We start from the raw sequence: 18729 nt of genomic DNA on the forward strand, positions 1-18729 counted from the left end.
AGTCTTGCGCTGTGACGACGCGTCGCGGCCCCCTGCTCCGGGCATCGGTGTTGATCGGCGTTGCGGTGCTCACCGCCGTGCTCATGACGGCATGCTCGTCGACCTCGAAGCGCACTGCCCCGGAGAGCACCAGCACGGGTCAGCGGCCCTCGCGGGTCGAGACCACCCCCACGGGCCTTCTGCTCGACGGAAAAGCGTGGTGGCCGACCGGTTTCAACGCCTACCAACTCGGCACCGACTGGGCGGTCAATCGCGGCTGCGGTGCGGCAGTCGACCTCGACAGTTATTTCGGCCGACTCCCGCAGCGGTCGCTCACCCGGTTCAACCTTTACGCCTCGTTCGCGGTCGACAAACGTACCGGCCTGCTCAACTTCGCGCCGCTCGACGCGGTGTTCACAGCGGCCGCGCGGCACGGCCAGATGGTGCTTCCGGTTCTGACGAGTGGCGAAGGCGCCTGTGAGGACGAGGTTTTCAAGGAGCATGCGTGGTACGTCTCCGGCTGGCGCACCACGCCCAGCGCAGGCAATTTGACGTACTCGAAGTGGCTTGAAACTGCCGTCAACCGGTGGCATGGCGAAAAGACCATCGCCGGTTGGGAACTCGTCGGCGAACCGGAACCCAGCGTGTGCGGCGCATCGTGCGACTGGCAGCAGCGCAGATGCCCCGCCAACGCGGCCCGCGTGCTGCGCCAGTTCTTCGACGACGCGGGCGCGCAGTTGCGGACGCTGGATCCGAATCGTCCGATCTTCTCCGGCCTCGTCGGCGGCGACCAGTGCGGTACCGCCGGCCGCGACTACGTGACCGTCGGCCGCTCCCCCGGCGTCGACGTCCTCGACTTCCACGACTACCTGTCCGCGGTCGACGAGTCGGGCCCGCACGGCAGCAACCTGCCCGCCCGCATCCGGCAATCGCGAGAGATCGGTAAACCCCTGGTGGTCAACGAAATCGGCATCAAGGCCGGATCCTGCCTGAAGCTCGACGCGCGGGCGGCACGGTTCCGGCAACTCATCACGAGCCAACGGTCCGACGGGACAGCGGCCGCCCTGCTCTGGGCATTCGTGCCCGACCCCCGAACGTCGGAGTGCACCTACGACATCGGGCCGATCGACCCGGCTTGGCAAGTGGTCGCCGACACGGTGAAGTGATGCGTCGCAGAAGGCGAGCTCATCGCGGGATCACTCGATAGATCCGCCAGTCAGGGAGATTCGCGCCATCGTTGCGGGCTTCGAGAACGAGCACCGATATCTGAGAACCGTTGTCGTACAGGGTCGGGTACCGGATGTTGAGGGCGTCGGCGCTTCCCCGGCCCTCGTTGGGCACCGACAGGAGATACTGGACACCATGCGCGGCCGGGTCGTTGAGGATGGTGGTGAAATCCTGATCCGACGGGATCACAAACTGTTTGGGCCGGGTGGACGCCACCACCACCGCGAATCCGTACACGGTGTCGCACAGCACGCTGCCCTCTGGGAGGTCGAGGCTGTCCAGGTACTGCGCCAGCGCCCGTTCGGTGGAGAAGGAGCGCAGGACCCGTTGGGCGTCAAGGTGTTTGCGCTCGGTGGAGTCGGGCCGCGGCGCCACCACCGCGGTCAGGGCGAACTCCTGCGGCGCATACTTGGGCGAGGTCATTCCCCACGCGGTGACCGGGATGGCCACCAGCATGGTCACCACGGCCGCGATTCCCATGATGGTCACCGGCCGTCGCCGGGACTCGACCACCGGCATCGCCGCGTACACACCGGGCCGGCGGACCGGAGCCGTCCGACGGGCCGGCACCGCGAGCAGGGCCACGATCGCCGCGAGCGCGATCACCGTGATGTAGAACCGCAGGAAACCGAAGGTGGAACCGCGACTGTAACTGAGGATCTGGAAGGCGAGCACCGCACCGATCAGCAACACCGTCGGGAGCAAGGGGTAGAGACGGCGCCGCGTCGCCCGGGTGACGACAACCGCGACGAGCAACAGCGGGAACAGCGGCGCCAGGATCGCCAGCTCCGTCATCGAGAACCGCAGGGCCGCTTCGGCGGTGTCCGAGCCGCTTCCCCCGGACTGCTCGATGATGCTCGCGTTGCCGTACTCGGAGCTGAACTGTGCGAAGGCGTTTCCGGTGATGAGCCAACTCGTCAGTGCCCAGCCGACGAAGGCCACCGCACTGGGCAGCACCACCAACCCGACATCGAGAATGGTGCGGTACCACCGCGTCGAGGGCGGTGTCCCGACCTTCTCGGCCCGCCGGAACGACACCAACCCGACCAGCAGCGCGGCGGCCATCGTGGCGGCGCCACCGTCGTATCTGGTCAGATACCCGAATCCCAATGCCATTGCGGCGACAACGAGTTCGTGCACGTCGTCGGTGTCGACCCAGCGGATCAGGCGTCGCGATGCCCACGCGAGGAAGAACAGATAGGGAGCCTCGCTCATCCCGTTGGCGCCGTAGAAGACGATCATCGGGTTGATGGCGTAGCAGACGGTGATGAGACCGCCCATCCACCCGGGCAATCCGCGGTCGCGGGCCACACCGGAGATCTGGACCACCGATCCCGCCATGAACGCGGCCGACATCACCGCCGCCGAGATCGCCTCCGTGGTGAGCTCCGGCCACCATGGCGTGAGCGCGGTCAACGGCAACTGCACGATCGCGGTCAGCGGGGTGAAGATGAAACCGATCGCGGCCAGGTGTGGGTCTCGGCTGAACAGCACACTCTGTGCAGACTGCACCCGTGACAGCGAATCACCCACGTACACATGCAGGCCCGAGGCCAGATACACCCCGACAGCGAGATACAACACGAATGTCGCAGCGAAGATGGCCAGTCCCGGACCACGCGAGGCGCGCCTCATTTGGACGTGCCTTTATTGGACTCTGACAAACCGTGAAATGTCTTTTCCCAGTACGACGGATTGACCAGGATCTGCCACACGCCCTTGATCGCGGCCACACTCATCAGGACCCAATACGCCGGGACCAGCAGGGCCGACACCACCAGATCACTGCGACCGTTCTCGCGGATCGCGATGAGATTCATGTAGATCACCGCGCCGTTGCCGAAGATCAGCGACAGCAACGACAAGTAGTAGATCGGGCCCGGGAACAACTCGGCGACCACCGGTGGCTGCCCCGCGATCCACAACAGCATGATCAGCCAGAACAGCATGTTGACGCACGCGATCAGCGGAGTTCCCGCAATCAGCAGCGTGAACCGCAACCACGCCATCGCGCCGAGTATTCGCCACAGCCGAACCGGATGGCGCATGTGCACCAGCCAAGTCTGCAGATACCCCTTGTACCACCGCGAGCGCTGCCTGACCCAGTTGATCGCATCGACGTTGGCTTCCTCCAGCGTCACCGAATCCAGCACGGCGGTGCGGTAGCCCGAGTCGGCGATCCGGACGCCGAGGTCGGCATCCTCGGTGACGTTGAACGGGTCCCACGCGCCGATCTGGTCGAGCACGTCACGCTTGAAGTGATTCGACGTGCCGCCCAACGGGATCGGCGCCCGGCTCACCATCATCCCGGGCAGCAGGAAGCCGAACCAGATGCCGTAGTCGGCGGTGAACCATTCGGTGAGGATGTTGTCGCGCGAGTTGTGGAAGCTGAGCTTGCCCTGCACACACACCACGGAGTCGTCGCCGATGGTGGTGAAAACGTATACGGCCCTGCGTAATTGGAGCGGGTCGGGCTTGTCCTCCGCGTCGAAGATGGTGACGATGTCGCCGGTCGCGAAGTGCAGTCCGTAGTTGCACGCCTTGGGCTTGGTGCGTGGCTGCGCCGGCGGTGTGAGCACAACGGTGACCAGGCCACCCGCCTCGACCGCCCGCGCCGCGTCGATCGTCGGTTGGTCATCTTCCTCCAGGAGCAACAACACCTGCAGCTTGTCGCGCGGATACTCGATGGACTCGACCGCCGCGATCAGATCGCCGACCACCTCGGGCTCACCGTAGGCGGGCACGAGAACGGTATAGGGCGGTAGGTCGTCGTCGGCCAGCGACCGGGCCTGCTCGTCGGTCACGCCGATCGCGCCGTTGACCAGACCACGACGAAAGATCACCAACCGATCGAGGATGGTGACGACGTACACGATGGTCGCAATCGACACGAAGGTCGCGAGCGCGGGGACCGTGAAGAACACCAGCGCCACCACGGACACCGTGGCCAGAACAGCGCCGATCACCTTCTGTATTCGGTTGAACGGCACCGACGCCGACCGATCGACGTCGGCCTCGCGTAACCGGCCGACCGCGTCTTCCAAGGCCGCCGCCCGATAGTCGGGGTCGGCGAGCAGCTCCGCCACATCGCGCTGGGGTCGAGTGACGCGGGCCAGGTCGCCACGTGGGGTCATGTCGCACTCCGTGCGGCGGCATCGGCCTGCGCGGTCACCAGAGCGGTACCGAGCGACACCAGCAGATCACGGTCCTTGGTGGGCTGGTCGACCGCCTGGATCACGGCGTTACCGCGGAACATCACCGTGAACATCGTGTTGAGGTTGGCCGTAACGGTCATCTCCGGCGCCGGGAATCGAGCGTCGGGCTCATGATTGTCCACCGACCACAGCATCATCTGCTGGGTGCGGTCGCCGTTGTTCCACCACCAGGACAGCACGGTGTAGGTCAGGTAGCGGACGTCGTCGACGACGGTCCAGATCCACGACCGCACCCCCTCGGGAAGCTTCACCTCCACCGCCGGACTGAAGCGGTCACCGACGAGGTCGTAGCGAAAGATGTAGGGGTACACCTCAAGTGCCAGTGGACGTTCGGTGTCGACGCTGTCGACCATCACCCGCCGCGGCCGGCCCTGTTTGTCGTAGGCGACGTCGCCGCGCGACTGCACCACGGCCTGCCTGATCAGAACCGACTCGGGTCCGTAAAGTCGTGTGACCCAGTCATATCGCGTGATGGACTCTTGACGCCAACCGGGCGGCATCACCTGCGGCTGCCCGATCGGCATACCCGCGATGTACGCGGACGGCCACGTCCCTACCGGCGGAACCGGGATGAACGCCAGACACGCTGCCGCCAGCACCACGACCACGCCGGGCCGGCCCACCTGCTTGAGCGTCGGCGGCAACACATCCCGCCCGAGCGGCGACCACGGATGCCCGCCGCGATGGCGGTAGTCGATGTACATGACGGTCGACGTGGCCAGTGCGGCCGCCAACGCCGGGATGGTGACCATCGAGATGCGCGAGCCGCCGACCGCGACCGCGCCGACGAGCGTCACGAGGCCGACGGCCATCGTCATCGCGGCCCCGGCCGCAGCACGCCGCCACGTACGGCCCACCGCGATCGCTGTCGCACCGGCGGCGTAGAGGACCGTGACGGCGCCCTCGGCAAACGACGAGCCACCCAGCGTCAGAACGATGACCCGGGTCGGGATCGGCCAGATGGCCAGAAAGATCAACCACACCCACCGATACCGTGCGACCGGACGCAGACCGAACATCATGATCGCCGCCCCGAGCACAAAGACCCACAGTGCCAGCAGATCCATGTGGGCAGTGAGGTAGGCCTGCGAATAACGCGGAGTCACAAGGTATTTGATGACGATCGCCTGCGACAGCACGATGAGCCCGACAATCACGTCGGTCTGGCGGTCGTAGATCGGCGGCTCGAGATGACGCCGCCAGGACACACCGATGGCAGCTATGGCGCACAGGAGAAGGAGAATCGGCACATAGCCGATGAGTGTCTGCGCGTACATCTCCTCGACGATCGCCACGATCGTGTTCCAGAACGCAATCCCGGTCAGCGCCAGCAACACTGACCACCGGATCACGACGGTCCAGCCCGGATGTGCACTCGTCCACTCCGCGATCGTCGGGCGGTGATGCGACGCGAAGGACTTTTCGGTGACGGTCATCGCGACCCCGTCGCCCCTGCTCCCGTCACCCCTGTCTCCCTCGCCGTCTCCGGCCCACGACGATGATCGCCGCCACCGCTCCCGCAGCGCACAGGGCACCCACCGCCACCGCCGCGGCCGCCGTCTTCGACAGCCCGGAATCCGAGGACTCCGACGGCGGCACGGCGTCGTCGACGGTGACGAACACCGGCTCACGGTCGGCGACCTGCAACACCGCGTCGCCGGACATCGCCGCCCAGCGGTCCGGATCGTCGCCGAGCCACGCCAGGATCGCGTCGAGGTCGGCCGTGTCGTCGGTGGAGGTTGCGACGAGGACGGTGCGGTCGTCGTCGCGCGCCACCTGCAATGTTCCGTACCGGGTGGCCGGCGTCAGCGTGACCTGCGACGTCTGCCCCGCCGTGTTGGTCACGGTGATGGTGCTGCCGTCGGAGGTGACCGGGAGGTCCAGATCCGGCAGGCCCTGCCCGTCGGCGGCGATCAGGATCGCCGGTGACTGCGCACCCGTGGCGTCGGAGATCGACACCACGTCGACGCCGAGCGGGATCGCCGACATGCGCTGCATCCCGGTCATGATCGCCACCGCGCGCGCCACGTCGCCGACGTCGCCCTTGGTCCAGGCGAGCTGGGTTCGCGGCATCAACGACTGTGGGAGCGACTGGAATCCGGCCGGGACCGGCGGATCCGCGGCGTCGGAGGTCACCTCGCCCGACGAGTCGAGGCTCAGCGAACCCCGAGTGCCGTTTCCGCACGCCTCGGGCACCCCGGACCGCGTGTAGGCGACGACGACCTGGGTGAAGCGGCTGAGCACGCCGTCGGGAATGTCGACCCAGCGGTTGTAGGCGCCCGACGAGCCGGCGGCCCAGGAGTCGATCACGCGGTTGCCGACCCGAACCGAGAGCTGACCGGCAGAGTCGCCGCCGTAACTGTAGGAGCCGACCAGTTGGACCCGCACGTTGTGCGACGGTCGGCCGAGCCGGGTCTGGTCGATCCCGAAGGAGACGGTCGGCCACGCGCTCGACGTCACCAACTGATCACCGACACCGAGGTCGGCCAGGGTCTGCACCTGCGGCGCCAACTGCGGCGCATTGCGCAGCGGCCCGGCCACCGCGGACGAGCTCATCGCGATCGACGAGAGGTCGGAGCCGAGGAACTGCACTTGCGCGAGGAGATCCTGCGCCGGCCCGCCGATCTGCAGGAACGGCCAGCCGGGCCCGTCGCGCAGGCTGAGCCCGGCCGGGGCCGACGTGCTGATCACCACTTGACGTTCGAGTGGTCCGACGGGGGTGGCCGGGACCAGGTTGTTCCGCGGCAACGAGCGCGTCTCCACGGCCACCGGTGCCGAGCCGTAATTGGCGACCACCGCGGTCGCAAGGTTCACCGCGGCAGCACCTTCCGCCTGCTGCACGTCATCGGGCACATAGATCGTCAGCTTGCGCAAGACGGGCGGCAGGAAGTCGGCAACCGCCGTCGGGCGCTGTTCCCGACCGGTGTAGGTCAGCGTCGAGTTGACGATGCGGAAGGCGTTGGCGGGGTCGAACTGGCAGAAACCGTCGGCCCGCAGATAGGAGCGCAACACGATGTCGGCGGCATGGCGGTCGACCCGGACACCCCGCAACGACAGGGTGATCGGCGCGTTCGGGGTCGACGGGATCGGATTGCGGGAGAGCAGCCGGTCGCCCTGCATCACGTCGACGCTGCCACCGGTGACGAAGGCGGGCAGCTGCGCGGTGCCGCGGATCTCGCTGGGCGTCAGGTTCTCCGGGACCGGCAGCGACAGACTGACCGCCCCCTGCTGCCCCACGAACGTGATGGTCGACGACGACCCGACGTCGCGCAGACTCATCGGCGGTGGCGGATCACCGGGTGCCGCACCTGCTCGAGGAGACAGTTGCGGCGCAATCAACGGCGAACCGATAAGCATGCCGACCAGCAGGATCACGAACACACGGGCAAGGTGCGCTGTCGGCCACCGCTGCATCAGACCACCCTTCGGATAGGCCCCCGGTAGTGCGCATTCGTATCCCCGACCTCCAAAGTTAGTGGAGCAAACAGCCCCGCACGCGGCTATTGGGGCGGCGATTCCTCTTCCGAGACGCCGTTGCGGATTCGAGTCACAACTGTTTCCCCTTGCCGAGACAATGTCTGACACGATGGCGCTTGCGCGATCGATCGTTTACGGCCCCAGAAGCAAGACAAGGTAGGACGAGAACACAGATGTCCCAGGTGCATGTCGGGGATCGAATCGACGGCGGCGAGTACGTCTCGGTCGGCGGCCAGGTGATCTGGCATTTCCACGACGGCGACCGTCACGGGGCCCCGACCGTCCTGCTGCACGGGGCCTTCGCAGCGGCGTCGACCTGGGGCGCACAGATCGCGGGGCTACTCGCCGACGGCATGCAGGTCTACGTGCCCGAACGCAGCGGTCACGGCCACAGCCCAGACACCGCCGGCCTGTATTCCTTTGCGGCTCTGGTCGATCAGACCATCGAGTATCTCGACGGTGTGGTCGGGGCGCCGGCGCATCTCGTCGGCTGGGCCGACGGTGCGGTCGTGGCTCTGCTCGTCGCCCGCGAACGACCCGACCTCGTCAACCGCATGGTCCTCTTCGGAAACTATGTCGACGGCCGGGGACGCGACGACGACGAGTTCCTCGAACGGGTGCGCAGCCGACGACCCGACATCGTCGAGTTCTTGCGGACCGACTACGACACCATGTCGCCCGACGGCCCGTCGCACTTCCCGGTCGTGTTCGACAAACTGGTGCAGTGGCTCGGCGACGAACCCGACTTCGATGTCGAACGCTTCTCCGAGGTCACCGCTCCCACGCTGGTGATTGCCGCCGACCGCGGCGTCGTGAGCCTCGAACACAGCCTGAAACTCGCCCGGACGCTACCGAACGGTCGGCTCGCGATTCTGCCGGGCACACACATCCTGCCCGTCGAGGCACCTGAGCTGTTCAACCCGCTCGTGTCGTCGTTCCTGACCGCCGACCCGCCTGCCGTGTGGCGGCCCTGACCCGAATCAGCTCACTCGCTCACTCTGGTCGGGCACGGCCGGGTTGTGCGCCTTCGACCACGCGTCCCGACGCTGGGCGTCGGGGTCGGTGACCACGCGGTCGGGATCGTTGATCACGAGCACCTTGCGATCGTCGGTGCGGTAGGCCGGCCAGCCCACGCCGGGATCGCCGGTCCGGGCGAAGCTGACCCATCGCGACTGCACGTCGTCGATCACCCGGCCGGTCGACTTCCAGGAGCCCACCGCGAGTCCTGCGCCCATGGGCGCTCGGTAGGCGCCGAACACGGCGAACAGTTCGGTGGCATGAGTCGCGCCGAAGCCCGTCGTCCGCAGCACGGCCGGCTCGAAGTCGTAGCGGTACACGTAGGTCGGGGCGACGGCACTGTGACCGTCGGCGAACGCGGTCATCGGAGCCCAGAAGATGGCGTCGCCGGCCAGCCGGAGCAGATCACGGTCGCCACCCTGGTAGAGCGCTGCGAGGTCGCGACGGGTTTCGTCGTCGGTGATCCGCATCAGTGCCTTCTCGGAATCCGGCATGACGTTCCACAGCTTGGCGAAGAGCTGGCCCTCTTCACGATTGGTACCGATGATGAGCGGGACCGGGAGAGTCGTGCCCGCGCGTGCTGCGGCCAGCGGTGAACGCGGAAAATACTCACCGTCGACGACAGGACAGAACGGGATGGGGTCGGGCGCACCGGTCTGCACGGTGAACTTCATCAGTCGGTCGCCCGCGCGCAGGAGTTCGGCCGGGTTGGCCCGCGACAGCAGCCGCTGCGCTTCCTCGGGGTCGATGGGCGCTTCGGTGCGCTCGACTCCGGCGCTCCGGTGCTGCGGGTCGCGCAGGAGGCGCAGGTACTCGTCGGCGTAGATCCGCGCCTCGTTCTGTTCCACGGCCAGCTCGGCGGCGGGGCTCTGGGCGATCGCATGCGAGAACAGCCCGGCGGCTGCCGGCGTGGACAGAAGCGAGAGCACCGACGACCCGCCTGCGCTCTCACCGAAGACGGTGACCTGGGCCGGGTCGCCACCGAAGGCCGCGATGTTGTCGCGCACCCACTCCAGGGCGGCCACCTGATCGCGGAGCCCGCAGTTGACGTCGAACGGCCGGTCGTCGGTGGCGTAGGCCCCGAAGTCGAGCAGGCCGAACGGACCGAATCGGTACTGGACGGTCACGACGATCACGTCGCGCGACCGGGCCAGGAACGAACCGTCGTAGAGCGGGGTGGCCGCGGTTCCGAGGATGAAGGCGCCGCCATGGATGAACACCATCACCGGTCGCGGCGTCGACGACGACTCCTCCGGCGAGAACACGTTGAGCGACAGGCAGTCCTCACCCATCGGCGCGAACTTGCCGGGAGCGACCGCGGTGAACCGCTTCTCCTGGATCGCGGCCTTGCCGAGTTGCGTGCAATCCCGCACCCCCGGCCACGCCGGTGCCGGCTCCGGTGCGCGGAACCGCTTCGCGCCGACCGGCGGCGCGGCAAACGGAATCCCTCGCCAGCTGATGGTTCCGCGCCGTGTGCGCTTGCCCCGCGCACCGGCAACGATGCCGTTGGTCGTTGTCACCTTGCTATCGAGCAATGTCATAAGACACACGGTAGACCAAACGTCCCATTGCGTGGTCCACCCCGTGTGCCCCCTCCCTCGTTGACCGTGCGTCCCAAATCGTTGACTGGGCGTCCCAAACCGTTGACCGGGCGCAAACTAGACTGTTCCCATGAGTCGCCGACCGGGATCCGTCTCGAGCATCGACCTCAACGCCGACCTCGGCGAAGGTGTCGGCGACGACGCGGCGATGGTCGAGATCGTCACCAGCGCCAACGTCGCATGCGGATTCCATGCCGGCAATCCCAGCGACATCCTCGCGACCTGTCGTGCGGCGGCAGCGGCGGGTGTTCGGATCGGCGCCCAGGCGTCCTACCCCGACCGCGCCGGATTCGGACGACGCTTCCTCGACATCGACGCCGGCGACCTCATCGCCGACCTCATCTATCAGATCGGAGCCCTCGAGGCGATCGCGCGTTCCGTGGGTGCGAAGGTGTCATACGTGAAGCCGCACGGCGCGCTGTACAACACGATCGTCCACCACGAGCAGCAGGCGCAGGCCGTGGTCACCGCGATCGCCGCCGCCGGTCCCGGACTCGCGGTGATGGGTTTGCCAGGTGCGGAAGTGATCGGCCGTGCCGAACGGGCCGGGTTGCCGGTCATCCTGGAGGCCTTCGCCGACCGCGCCTACCGCCCCGACGGGACCCTCGTTCCGCGTTCCGAGCCGGGCGCAGTGCTCTCCGACAGCGCCGAGATTGCCAAACGAGTGGTCGAGTTGACGCTCGACGGTCGGCTCACCGCGATCGACGGGAGTTCGATATCCGTTGCAGCGCAATCAATCTGCTTACACGGCGACACCCCCGGGTCCGTCGTGCACGCTCGCGCCGTGCGGGCCGCGCTGGCCGACGCGGACATCGCGATCAGCGCTTCCTGACCGGCGTCAGGCCTGACGTCGTTGGCGTGCGAACTCGGCGAGCACGACGCCGGCGGCGACGGACGCGTTGAGGCTTTCGACGTCGCCGGCCATCGGGATCGACAGGATCGAATCGCAACTCTCGCGGACCAGCCGCGACAGCCCCTTGCCTTCGGAACCCACCACGATGACCGTCGGACCGGTGCCGTCGTAGTCGTCCAGGGTGACGTCGCCGTCGGCGTCGAGCCCCACCAGCTGCGCGCCCGAAGCGGCCCAATCCTTAAGCGTGCGAGTCAGATTCGTCGCCTGGGCGACGGGAAGTCGTGCTGCCGCACCGGCGCTGGTGCGCCAGGCCACCGCGGTGACGCTGGCACTTCGACGGGCCGGGATGAGCACCCCCTGACCACCGAAGGCGGCGACCGACCGGATCACCGCACCGAGATTGCGCGGGTCGGTGATGTTGTCGAGCGCAACCAGCAGCGCCGGGGCACCGCTCGATTGCGCCTGCGCCATCAGATCGTCGGGATGGGCATATTGATACTCGGGCACCTGCAGAGCGACGCCCTGGTGTAATCCGTTGGCCGACAACCGATCCAGTTCCGGCTTGCCGACCTCCAGGATCGATATGCCCGCGTCGGCGGCCATCTTGACCGACTCCGCGACCCGATCATCGGGCTCGGAATTTGTTGCCACATAGAGCGCTGTCGCGGGCACCCCGGCACGCAGACACTCCAGCACGGGGTTTCGGCCTAGCACGTACTCGGGGCCGCCCTCGTCCTTGCGCCGCGCCCCCCCACCGCGCCCGGCGGGCGTCTTCGTGGCGGCCTTGGCGCGTTTGTGCGCCGGATGGTATGGACGGTCGACGGCTTTCGGGGTGGCACCCCGACCCTCGAGTCCGCGACGACGCTGCCCACCCGAGCCCACCGTCTGGCCCTTCTTCGAGCCCGACTTGCGAACTGCGCCTTTACGTTTGGAATTACCCGCCATCAGCCTTCACCCTTGAGAGCCCATTGCGCCCCGTCCGGGGTGTCGGTCACCTCGACACCCGCCTCGGCGAGGCGGTCGCGAACGGCGTCCGCCGTCGACCAGTCCTTGGCGGCCCGCGCATCGGCACGGCGCTGGAGTTCGGCACGGACGAGGACGTCGAGCGCCGCGGTGGCGGCCGAATCGTCGCCATCCGACGCCCACAGCGGATCGAGCGGGTCCACCCCGAGGATTCCCGTCATCGCCCGCACCGACGACGCGGCCGCCAATGCGGTTGCGCCATCCCCGGATTCGAGTGCGGTGTTACCTTGCCGAACCGCGTTGTGCACCACGGCAAGTGCGGCCGGCACACCGAGATCGTCGTCGAGGGCCGCCGCGAACTCGGGTTCGATCTCGCCGATCGTCACCTCGCCGACCCGGGCGGCCACCCGCTCCACGAACGACTCGATACGACGGTAACCGGCAGCCGCCTCGGTGAGCGCGCCGTCGGAGTACTCCAGCATCGACCGGTAGTGGGCGCTGCCGAGGTAGTAGCGCAGTTCGACAGCCCGCACCCGTTCGAGCATGGCCGGGATCGACACAACGTTGCCCAGCGACTTGCTCATCTTCTCGCCGCCCATGGTGACCCAACCGTTGTGCATCCAGAACCGCGCGAACGGATCACCCGCGCCATGCGCCTGCGCGAGCTCGTTCTCGTGGTGCGGGAAGATGAGATCCATTCCGCCGCAATGGATGTCGAACTCGGGCCCGAGAAGTCCGGTGGCCATCGCGGAGCATTCCAGGTGCCAGCCCGGCCGGCCGCGGCCCCATGGCGTCGGCCACGACGGCTCGCCGGGCTTCTCGGCCTTCCACAGCGTGAAGTCGCGGGGGTCCCGCTTGCCGGTGCCCGCGCTCTCGCCCTGATGCACGTCGTCGAGCTTGTGCCCGGACAGCGAACCGTAATCGGGCAGGCTCAGTACGTCGAAGTAGACGTTGCCGTCGGCCGCGTACGCATGCCCGCGTTCGATGAGCCGTTCCATGTACTCGACCATCTGTGTCACGAACCCGGTGGCCCGCGGTTCACCCGAGGGCGGCAGTACGCCAAGTGCGTCGTAGGCCTGCGTGAACGCACGCTCGTGCGTCGTCGCCCATTCCCACCAAGGCCGGCCGGCGTCGGCGGCCTTGCGCAGGATCTTGTCCTCGATGTCGGTGACGTTCCGGACGAAGAGCACGTCGAGCCCGGAATACTCGAGCCACCGTCGGAGCACGTCGAAAGCGATACCGCTGCGCACATGCCCGATGTGGGGAACGCCCTGCACCGTCGCGCCACACAGGTACACCGACGCCTGTCCGGGGTGCAGCGGCACGAAGTCGCGCACCTCTCGCGTGGCGGTGTCAAACAGGCGCAGGGTCACGACGTGCGATCTTACAGGTCGTTCACTCGACCAGCGCCGTTGCCACCGCGGCCACACCCTCACCCCGACCGGTCATGCCCAGACCGTCTGTGGTGGTCGCCGACACCGATACCGGCGCCCCCAGCGCCTCCGACAGCACCCGCTGGGCTTCGTCTCGACGCGGCCCGATCTTGGGCCGATTGCCGATCACCTGCACCGCGCCATTGACGACGCGCAACCCGGCCTCGGTGACCAGGTGACGCACGTGTTGGAGCATGGCGACACCCGACACCCCCGCCCATTCCGGGCGACCGGTACCGAATACCGAACCCACGTCGCCGAGACCGGCCGCCGAGAGCACAGCGTCGCACAGCGCGTGCGCGCCGACGTCACCGTCGGAATGCCCCTCGCAGCCGGGCGTGTCGGGGAAGTGCAGACCGACCATCCAGCAGTCGGCGTCCTCGTCGACGCGGTGTGCGTCCGACCCGATCCCGACCCTCACAAGCGTCCTCCCTCGGCGATGATGTCCCGCGCGATGCGCAGATCCCAGCCAGTGGTGATCTTCATGGCGAGCGGGTCCCCGGGGACCACGTGCACGTCGATCCCGCACCGCTCGGCCAGTCCGGCGTCGTCGGTGGCCAGGCCGGAGTCGTCGGCATGCGCACGCACCAGCGCGTCACGGGTGAACCCCTGTGGTGTCTGGATCGCACGCAGAAGCTCACGGTCGACGGTGTGGGCGACGCGTTCGACGCCCGGCTCGGTTGGCGGCGAGACGTCGATCTGCTTGAGCGTGTCGGCCACCGGAAGCCCGGGCACGACGGCGGGATGACCGGCGAGCACCGCCGCCACGACACGGTTGAACACCGCGGGTGGGGTGAGCGGACGAGCCGCGTCGTGCACCAGGACGATGTCGGAGTCGACGGCGGCGAGTCCCGCCCGGACCGAGTCCGACCGGTGCGCGCCACCCGCGACGACGATCGCCTCGGGCACCAGATCGCGCGCCTCGTCGACCAACTCCGACGGGACCACCACGACGATCCGCTCGGCCACATCGGCAGCCACGACCCCAGACACACACGTCTCCAAGATCGACGCACCGCCGAGGTCGACGAACGCCTTGGGGACCGGCTCACCGAGCCGCGTCCCCGATCCGGCCGCCGGGACGATCACACCAACGTTGATCGGCAACGCGTCAGGATGCGGCGGCGAGAACCTCGTCGAGAATGCTGGTCGCCTTCTCGTCGTCGGTGTTCTGTGCCAGCGACAGCTCGTCGACGAGCACCCGGCGGGCGCGCGTCAGCATGCGCTTCTCACCCGCGGACAGGCCGCGGTCCTGCTCGCGACGCCACAGGTCGCGAACGATCTCGGCGACCTTGATGATGTCGCCCGAGATCAGCTTCTCCTGGTTCGCCTTGAATCGGCGTGCCCAGTTGGTGGGTTCTTCGGTGTGCGGAGCGCGGAGCACCTGGAAAACCTCGTCGAGACCCTCTGCGCCGACGACGTCGCGAACACCGACGTATTCGAGCTTGGTGGAGGGAATCTGAACGGTCATGTCACCGTCGGCAACCTTGAGAACAAGGTATTCGATCTGCTCACCCTTGATGGTCCGGGTCACGATGTCTTCGACCCGGGCAGCACCGTGATGGGGGTAAACGACGGTGTCGCCAACTTTGAAATTCAATGTTCCTTGCCCCTTTCGAGTATCGCCAGTCTAGCACGGGCGTTCGAGGGGCTGTAGACAACGGTGCAGGTCAACGCCCTGAACGCATGGTGTCCACGGCGTTTTGCGAGGTAGTGAGCCTGTCCTTAGCAGGCCGTGACCCACAACGCAACACCCACCATTTCGCGGTGTGGACGACAGCTTTGCGGAGTGCTTTCCCGGGACCAAAACGGCACCCCGGCGGACTTTTCCGACCCGCGCCCACTACGCTGCGTAGTGCAGGGTTCGCAACCCGCGCAGTTGGCTTCGTTGACCTGGGAGGAACGGGTGTCAGTGCTTCCACAATCCGCACGTCGGTCGGTACGTACGCGGACTCGCCTCGCGGCAGCGATCGCAGCGCTCGGCGCCGCCGTCGCCCTCGGTGTCACCGGGTGTGGCGCGGGCCAGACCTCGCAGACCGCCAATCAACTTCCGGCCGTCAACGGCGCCAATGCGAATCACCTGTCGCTGACGCTGCGCAACGTCCAGATCATCTACCCCAACGACAAGGCCGACGAGGTCTTCGCCGCGGGTGGGCCGTTCGAGCTGTCCTTCGTCATCAGCAGCAACAATCCGACCGAGTACTACCGGCTCAAGGAGATCAAGGCTCCGCAGGGCGGCACCGTCACGCTGTCGCCCGCCGCCGGGCCGCAGCTCGAGATCACGCCCGAGATCGCTCTGCGCGCCGGCAGTCCCGTGGGACTGACCGAGGACGTCGCCGAACGTGCGACCAAGGAGAGCCGGATCAAGGCGACGCTCAATGGCGCCGGTAAGTCGGTCGCGGCCGGCCTGACCACCAATCTCACTTTCGTCTTCGAGATCAAGAACGCCGACGGCGCCTGGGTTGATGCCGGCAGCAAGGAAGTTCTCACACCGGTCGACACCGACCCCGGGTACGCGCGTAAGGGTGCGGCGTACTCCGCCGAGGTCCCTGCCGAAGAACACAACGTCCACGGCGACGAGCATGCCGCCGAGGGTGAGCACCACGAGGGCGGCCATGAGACCGGTTCCCCCAGCAGCACCGAGGGCGCTCACCCCGAGGGCGGTCACTGACCTTCCCGGCCGTGACGTCGGCCGACTGTCGGTCCGATTGCCTACCCTGACACCTGTGGCCAAGCCGAAGAACACCTACCGCTGCAGCGCGTGCGGGCATCAAGTCGCCAAATGGGTTGGCCGGTGCCCGGATTGCGGCGAATGGGGTTCCGTCGACGAAGTGACGGCACTGCCGTCGAGCACCTCGACCACCGCTGCCGTCGCACCAAGCAGTCCCGCCCGTCGCATTACGGAGATCGATTCCGCATCGTCGGCCGCGGTGGCCACCGGCATCGGCGAGTTCGACCGCGTACTCGGGCGCGGCGTGGTTCCCGGATCGGTGATCCTCCTCGCCGGCGAGCCGGGCGTCGGCAAGTCGACGCTGCTGCTCGAAGCCGTCAAACACTGGGCCCGGCAAGGTCGTACGGCGCTCTACATCACCGGCGAGGAGTCGGCCGGGCAGGTGCGTATGCGGGCCGAACGCACGGGCGCTGTACACGAAAACGTCTATCTCGCGGCCGAATCCGATCTCGCGACCATTCTCGGCCACGTCGACGCGGTCCGACCGTCGCTGATGATCGTCGACTCGGTACAGACGGTCGTGGCCACCGGCGCCGACGGCGTCACCGGCGGAGTAACCCAGATCCGTTCCGTCACAACGGCTCTGGTGTCGCTGGCGAAGAACCGCGGAATCGCCGTCATCCTCGTCGGGCACGTCACCAAGGACGGCGCGGTCGCCGGACCTCGCTCACTCGAGCATCTCGTCGACGTCGTGCTGAGCTTCGAAGGCGACCGGCATTCGACGCTGCGCATGGTGCGCGGTATCAAGAATCGGTTCGGTGCGGCCGACGAGGTGGGCTGTTTCGAGCAGCGCGACGATGGCATCCACCAGGTCACCGATCCGTCCGGAATCTTCTTGCACCAACGTGATTCGACGGTGAGTGGCACCGCCACGCTGGTCACCATGGACGGCAAGCGACCCCTGGTCGGCGAAGTACAGTCGCTGGCCAACGGATCTCAGATGGCCACGCCGCGGCGTGCGGTGTCGGGGCTCGACTCGGCCCGGGTCGCGATGGTGCTGGCCGTGCTGCAGAGCCGCGCCAAGATCGAGGCCATCGCCAAGAACGAGATCTACGTCGCCACCGTCGGCGGGATGCGGGTGACCGAACCGGCCGGCGATCTCGCCATCGCGCTGGCCGTCAGTTCCGCCATGGACGGCAAGCCGATTCCCAACACGACGGTCGCCATCGGCGAGGTCGGCCTGGCCGGCGAGGTGCGCCGGGTGTCCGCGGTCGGGCGCCGGATCGCCGAGGCGAAGCGGCTCGGTTTCACCCACGCGATCATTCCGGTCGGCACCGACGAGAAGTTGCCGAGCGGCATCCGCATCTCCAAGGTCGGCAACCTTCAACAAGCGCAGGACGCCGCGAAGCGCAAAGTCGTCGACGCGCCGTTCTGAGCGAAACGTACTGCCTTCGGCCTCCTGAACTGCGGAAATATGTACCTGGGAGCCGAGTCAGATGCACAGTGCACGTGGTCGGGCTGTGGCGTACAGATAGCCGACGGTGGCGGCGGGGGGTGGGCCGGCGCCCACAAAAAGTCGGGGAAGAAACTTCGTCCCCTAACCTTGGAGTCCTCCCCCAGAAAATTCTCGCGGACGACTATGAAACCCGCGGAAGAAACCCTTCCCCTAGATTTTGCGGGCAGGACGCTGGCTCATTTCCGCAGGTCAACGAGGGCGGCGGAACCGACAACTACGGCCGCGACATCCGATCCTTCAAATCGTCGTCCATCTGGCTCTTGTGGACGTGATCGGCGAAGTGTTCGCGGGCGTTGATGGCCACGAACATCGCCTTCCCGTACGCGACGGGACGGTCGGGGTCGCCGAGGTGCGCGATGCCCTCGGCGTACACCTTGCGGCGCTGCCGGCCGAGCAGCGTCGCCTCGACGGTCAGCGTCGACCCCACCGGAATCGGGGCGCGGAAGTTCACCTCGAGGTGCGCGGTCACCGTCGCAGGGTCCACCAGCATCGGCACCTTCACCATCACCTCGTCGAATGCACTGCTCACCAGTCCGCCGTGCATGATGCCGGGACCGCCTTCCATCCACGGCTCGACGTGCATCGACGCCGACGCCGTGAAACCCTCGCCGGCACGGACGTCGAGGTGCAGTCCCCGCGGCGAATCCGGTCCGCAGCCGAAGCACGCGGGGTTGTGGCGGCCGATCGATTCGCCCGGCGAAACGGCCTTCGGGTGGCGCTCGAGGGGTTCCAGGTCGGCAGGCACCACGAATGGAGTGTTCACGTCCCGATACCCTA

At 67.3% G+C, this 18729-nt stretch carries 16 protein-coding genes; 5 read left to right on the plus strand and 11 right to left on the minus strand.

Annotated elements, in window-relative coordinates; genetic code table 11:
- Positions 1–11 precede the first annotated feature (11 nt).
- Complete coding sequence (locus ACWDTF_RS06285) at positions 12–1145, plus strand: beta-mannosidase (RefSeq protein WP_449754128.1); 1134 nt, start codon at positions 12–14, stop codon at positions 1143–1145.
- Positions 1146–1164: 19 nt separating this feature from the next.
- On the opposite strand, the gene ACWDTF_RS06290 is transcribed toward ACWDTF_RS06285, so the two are convergent.
- The 4 genes from ACWDTF_RS06290 to ACWDTF_RS06305 are packed head-to-tail and all read right to left on the minus strand — an operon-like array spanning position 1165 to position 7835.
- A complete protein-coding gene (locus ACWDTF_RS06290; protein WP_449754129.1) occupies positions 1165–2841 on the minus strand; it encodes an ArnT family glycosyltransferase in 1677 nt (558 codons plus the stop codon).
- Positions 2838–4340, minus strand: a complete 1503-nt coding sequence (locus ACWDTF_RS06295) for a glycosyltransferase (protein ID WP_355273488.1) — start codon at positions 4338–4340, stop codon at positions 2838–2840. The genes ACWDTF_RS06290 and ACWDTF_RS06295 overlap by 4 nt, the downstream gene beginning before the upstream one ends.
- Positions 4337–5857, minus strand: coding sequence for a hypothetical protein (locus ACWDTF_RS06300; protein WP_433258032.1), 1521 nt, complete (start codon positions 5855–5857; stop codon positions 4337–4339). Before ACWDTF_RS06300 ends, ACWDTF_RS06295 begins: the two co-directional genes overlap by 4 nt.
- Positions 5858–5882: 25 nt before the next feature.
- Positions 5883–7835, minus strand: coding sequence for a hypothetical protein (locus ACWDTF_RS06305; protein WP_449754130.1), 1953 nt, complete (start codon positions 7833–7835; stop codon positions 5883–5885).
- A gap of 236 nt (positions 7836–8071) precedes the next feature.
- Between ACWDTF_RS06305 and ACWDTF_RS06310 the strand changes: the two genes are divergently transcribed.
- Positions 8072–8872 (plus strand): alpha/beta fold hydrolase, encoded by an 801-nt coding sequence (locus ACWDTF_RS06310; RefSeq protein WP_240862779.1) that lies wholly within the window; start codon positions 8072–8074, stop codon positions 8870–8872.
- Positions 8873–8878: 6 nt separating this feature from the next.
- Here ACWDTF_RS06310 and ACWDTF_RS06315 read toward each other — a convergent pair whose 3' ends face one another.
- Complete coding sequence (locus ACWDTF_RS06315; RefSeq protein WP_355273480.1) at positions 8879–10456, minus strand: carboxylesterase/lipase family protein; 1578 nt, start codon at positions 10454–10456, stop codon at positions 8879–8881.
- A gap of 130 nt (positions 10457–10586) precedes the next feature.
- On the opposite strand from ACWDTF_RS06315, the gene ACWDTF_RS06320 reads away from it, so the two are divergent.
- Positions 10587–11348, plus strand: a complete 762-nt coding sequence (locus ACWDTF_RS06320) for a 5-oxoprolinase subunit PxpA (protein ID WP_449754131.1) — start codon at positions 10587–10589, stop codon at positions 11346–11348.
- A 6-nt stretch (positions 11349–11354) separates the two neighbouring features.
- Here the strand turns inward: ACWDTF_RS06320 and rlmB are convergent, their stop codons facing one another.
- From rlmB to ACWDTF_RS06345, 5 genes are read right to left on the minus strand one after another with little or no spacing between them, the layout of a single operon-like run.
- Positions 11355–12314, minus strand: coding sequence for a 23S rRNA (guanosine(2251)-2'-O)-methyltransferase RlmB (rlmB, locus tag ACWDTF_RS06325; protein ID WP_240862773.1), 960 nt, complete (start codon positions 12312–12314; stop codon positions 11355–11357).
- A complete protein-coding gene (gene cysS, locus ACWDTF_RS06330; RefSeq protein ID WP_240862771.1) occupies positions 12314–13705 on the minus strand; it encodes a cysteine--tRNA ligase in 1392 nt (463 codons plus the stop codon). The genes rlmB and cysS overlap by 1 nt, the downstream gene beginning before the upstream one ends.
- Positions 13706–13727: 22 nt before the next feature.
- On the minus strand, positions 13728–14186 hold the full coding sequence (ispF, locus tag ACWDTF_RS06335) for a 2-C-methyl-D-erythritol 2,4-cyclodiphosphate synthase (protein WP_240862769.1): 459 nt from the start codon (positions 14184–14186) through the stop codon (positions 13728–13730).
- Entirely contained in the window at positions 14183–14872 is a 690-nt protein-coding gene (gene ispD, locus ACWDTF_RS06340) for a 2-C-methyl-D-erythritol 4-phosphate cytidylyltransferase (RefSeq protein ID WP_240862767.1), read from the minus strand. Before ispD ends, ispF begins: the two co-directional genes overlap by 4 nt.
- A 4-nt stretch (positions 14873–14876) precedes the next feature.
- A complete protein-coding gene (locus ACWDTF_RS06345; RefSeq protein ID WP_240862766.1) occupies positions 14877–15365 on the minus strand; it encodes a CarD family transcriptional regulator in 489 nt (162 codons plus the stop codon).
- Between the two features lie 306 nt (positions 15366–15671).
- Between ACWDTF_RS06345 and ACWDTF_RS06350 the strand changes: the two genes are divergently transcribed.
- Complete coding sequence (locus ACWDTF_RS06350) at positions 15672–16436, plus strand: hypothetical protein (RefSeq protein WP_355273472.1); 765 nt, start codon at positions 15672–15674, stop codon at positions 16434–16436.
- Between the two features lie 55 nt (positions 16437–16491).
- Complete coding sequence (gene radA / locus ACWDTF_RS06355) at positions 16492–17871, plus strand: DNA repair protein RadA (RefSeq protein ID WP_240862762.1); 1380 nt, start codon at positions 16492–16494, stop codon at positions 17869–17871.
- A gap of 295 nt (positions 17872–18166) precedes the next feature.
- On the opposite strand, the gene ACWDTF_RS06360 is transcribed toward radA, so the two are convergent.
- Positions 18167–18715, minus strand: a complete 549-nt coding sequence (locus tag ACWDTF_RS06360; protein ID WP_240862045.1) for a PaaI family thioesterase — start codon at positions 18713–18715, stop codon at positions 18167–18169.
- Positions 18716–18729 lie beyond the last annotated feature (14 nt).

It is taken from the genome of Gordonia sp. NPDC003422, assembly GCF_053588675.1.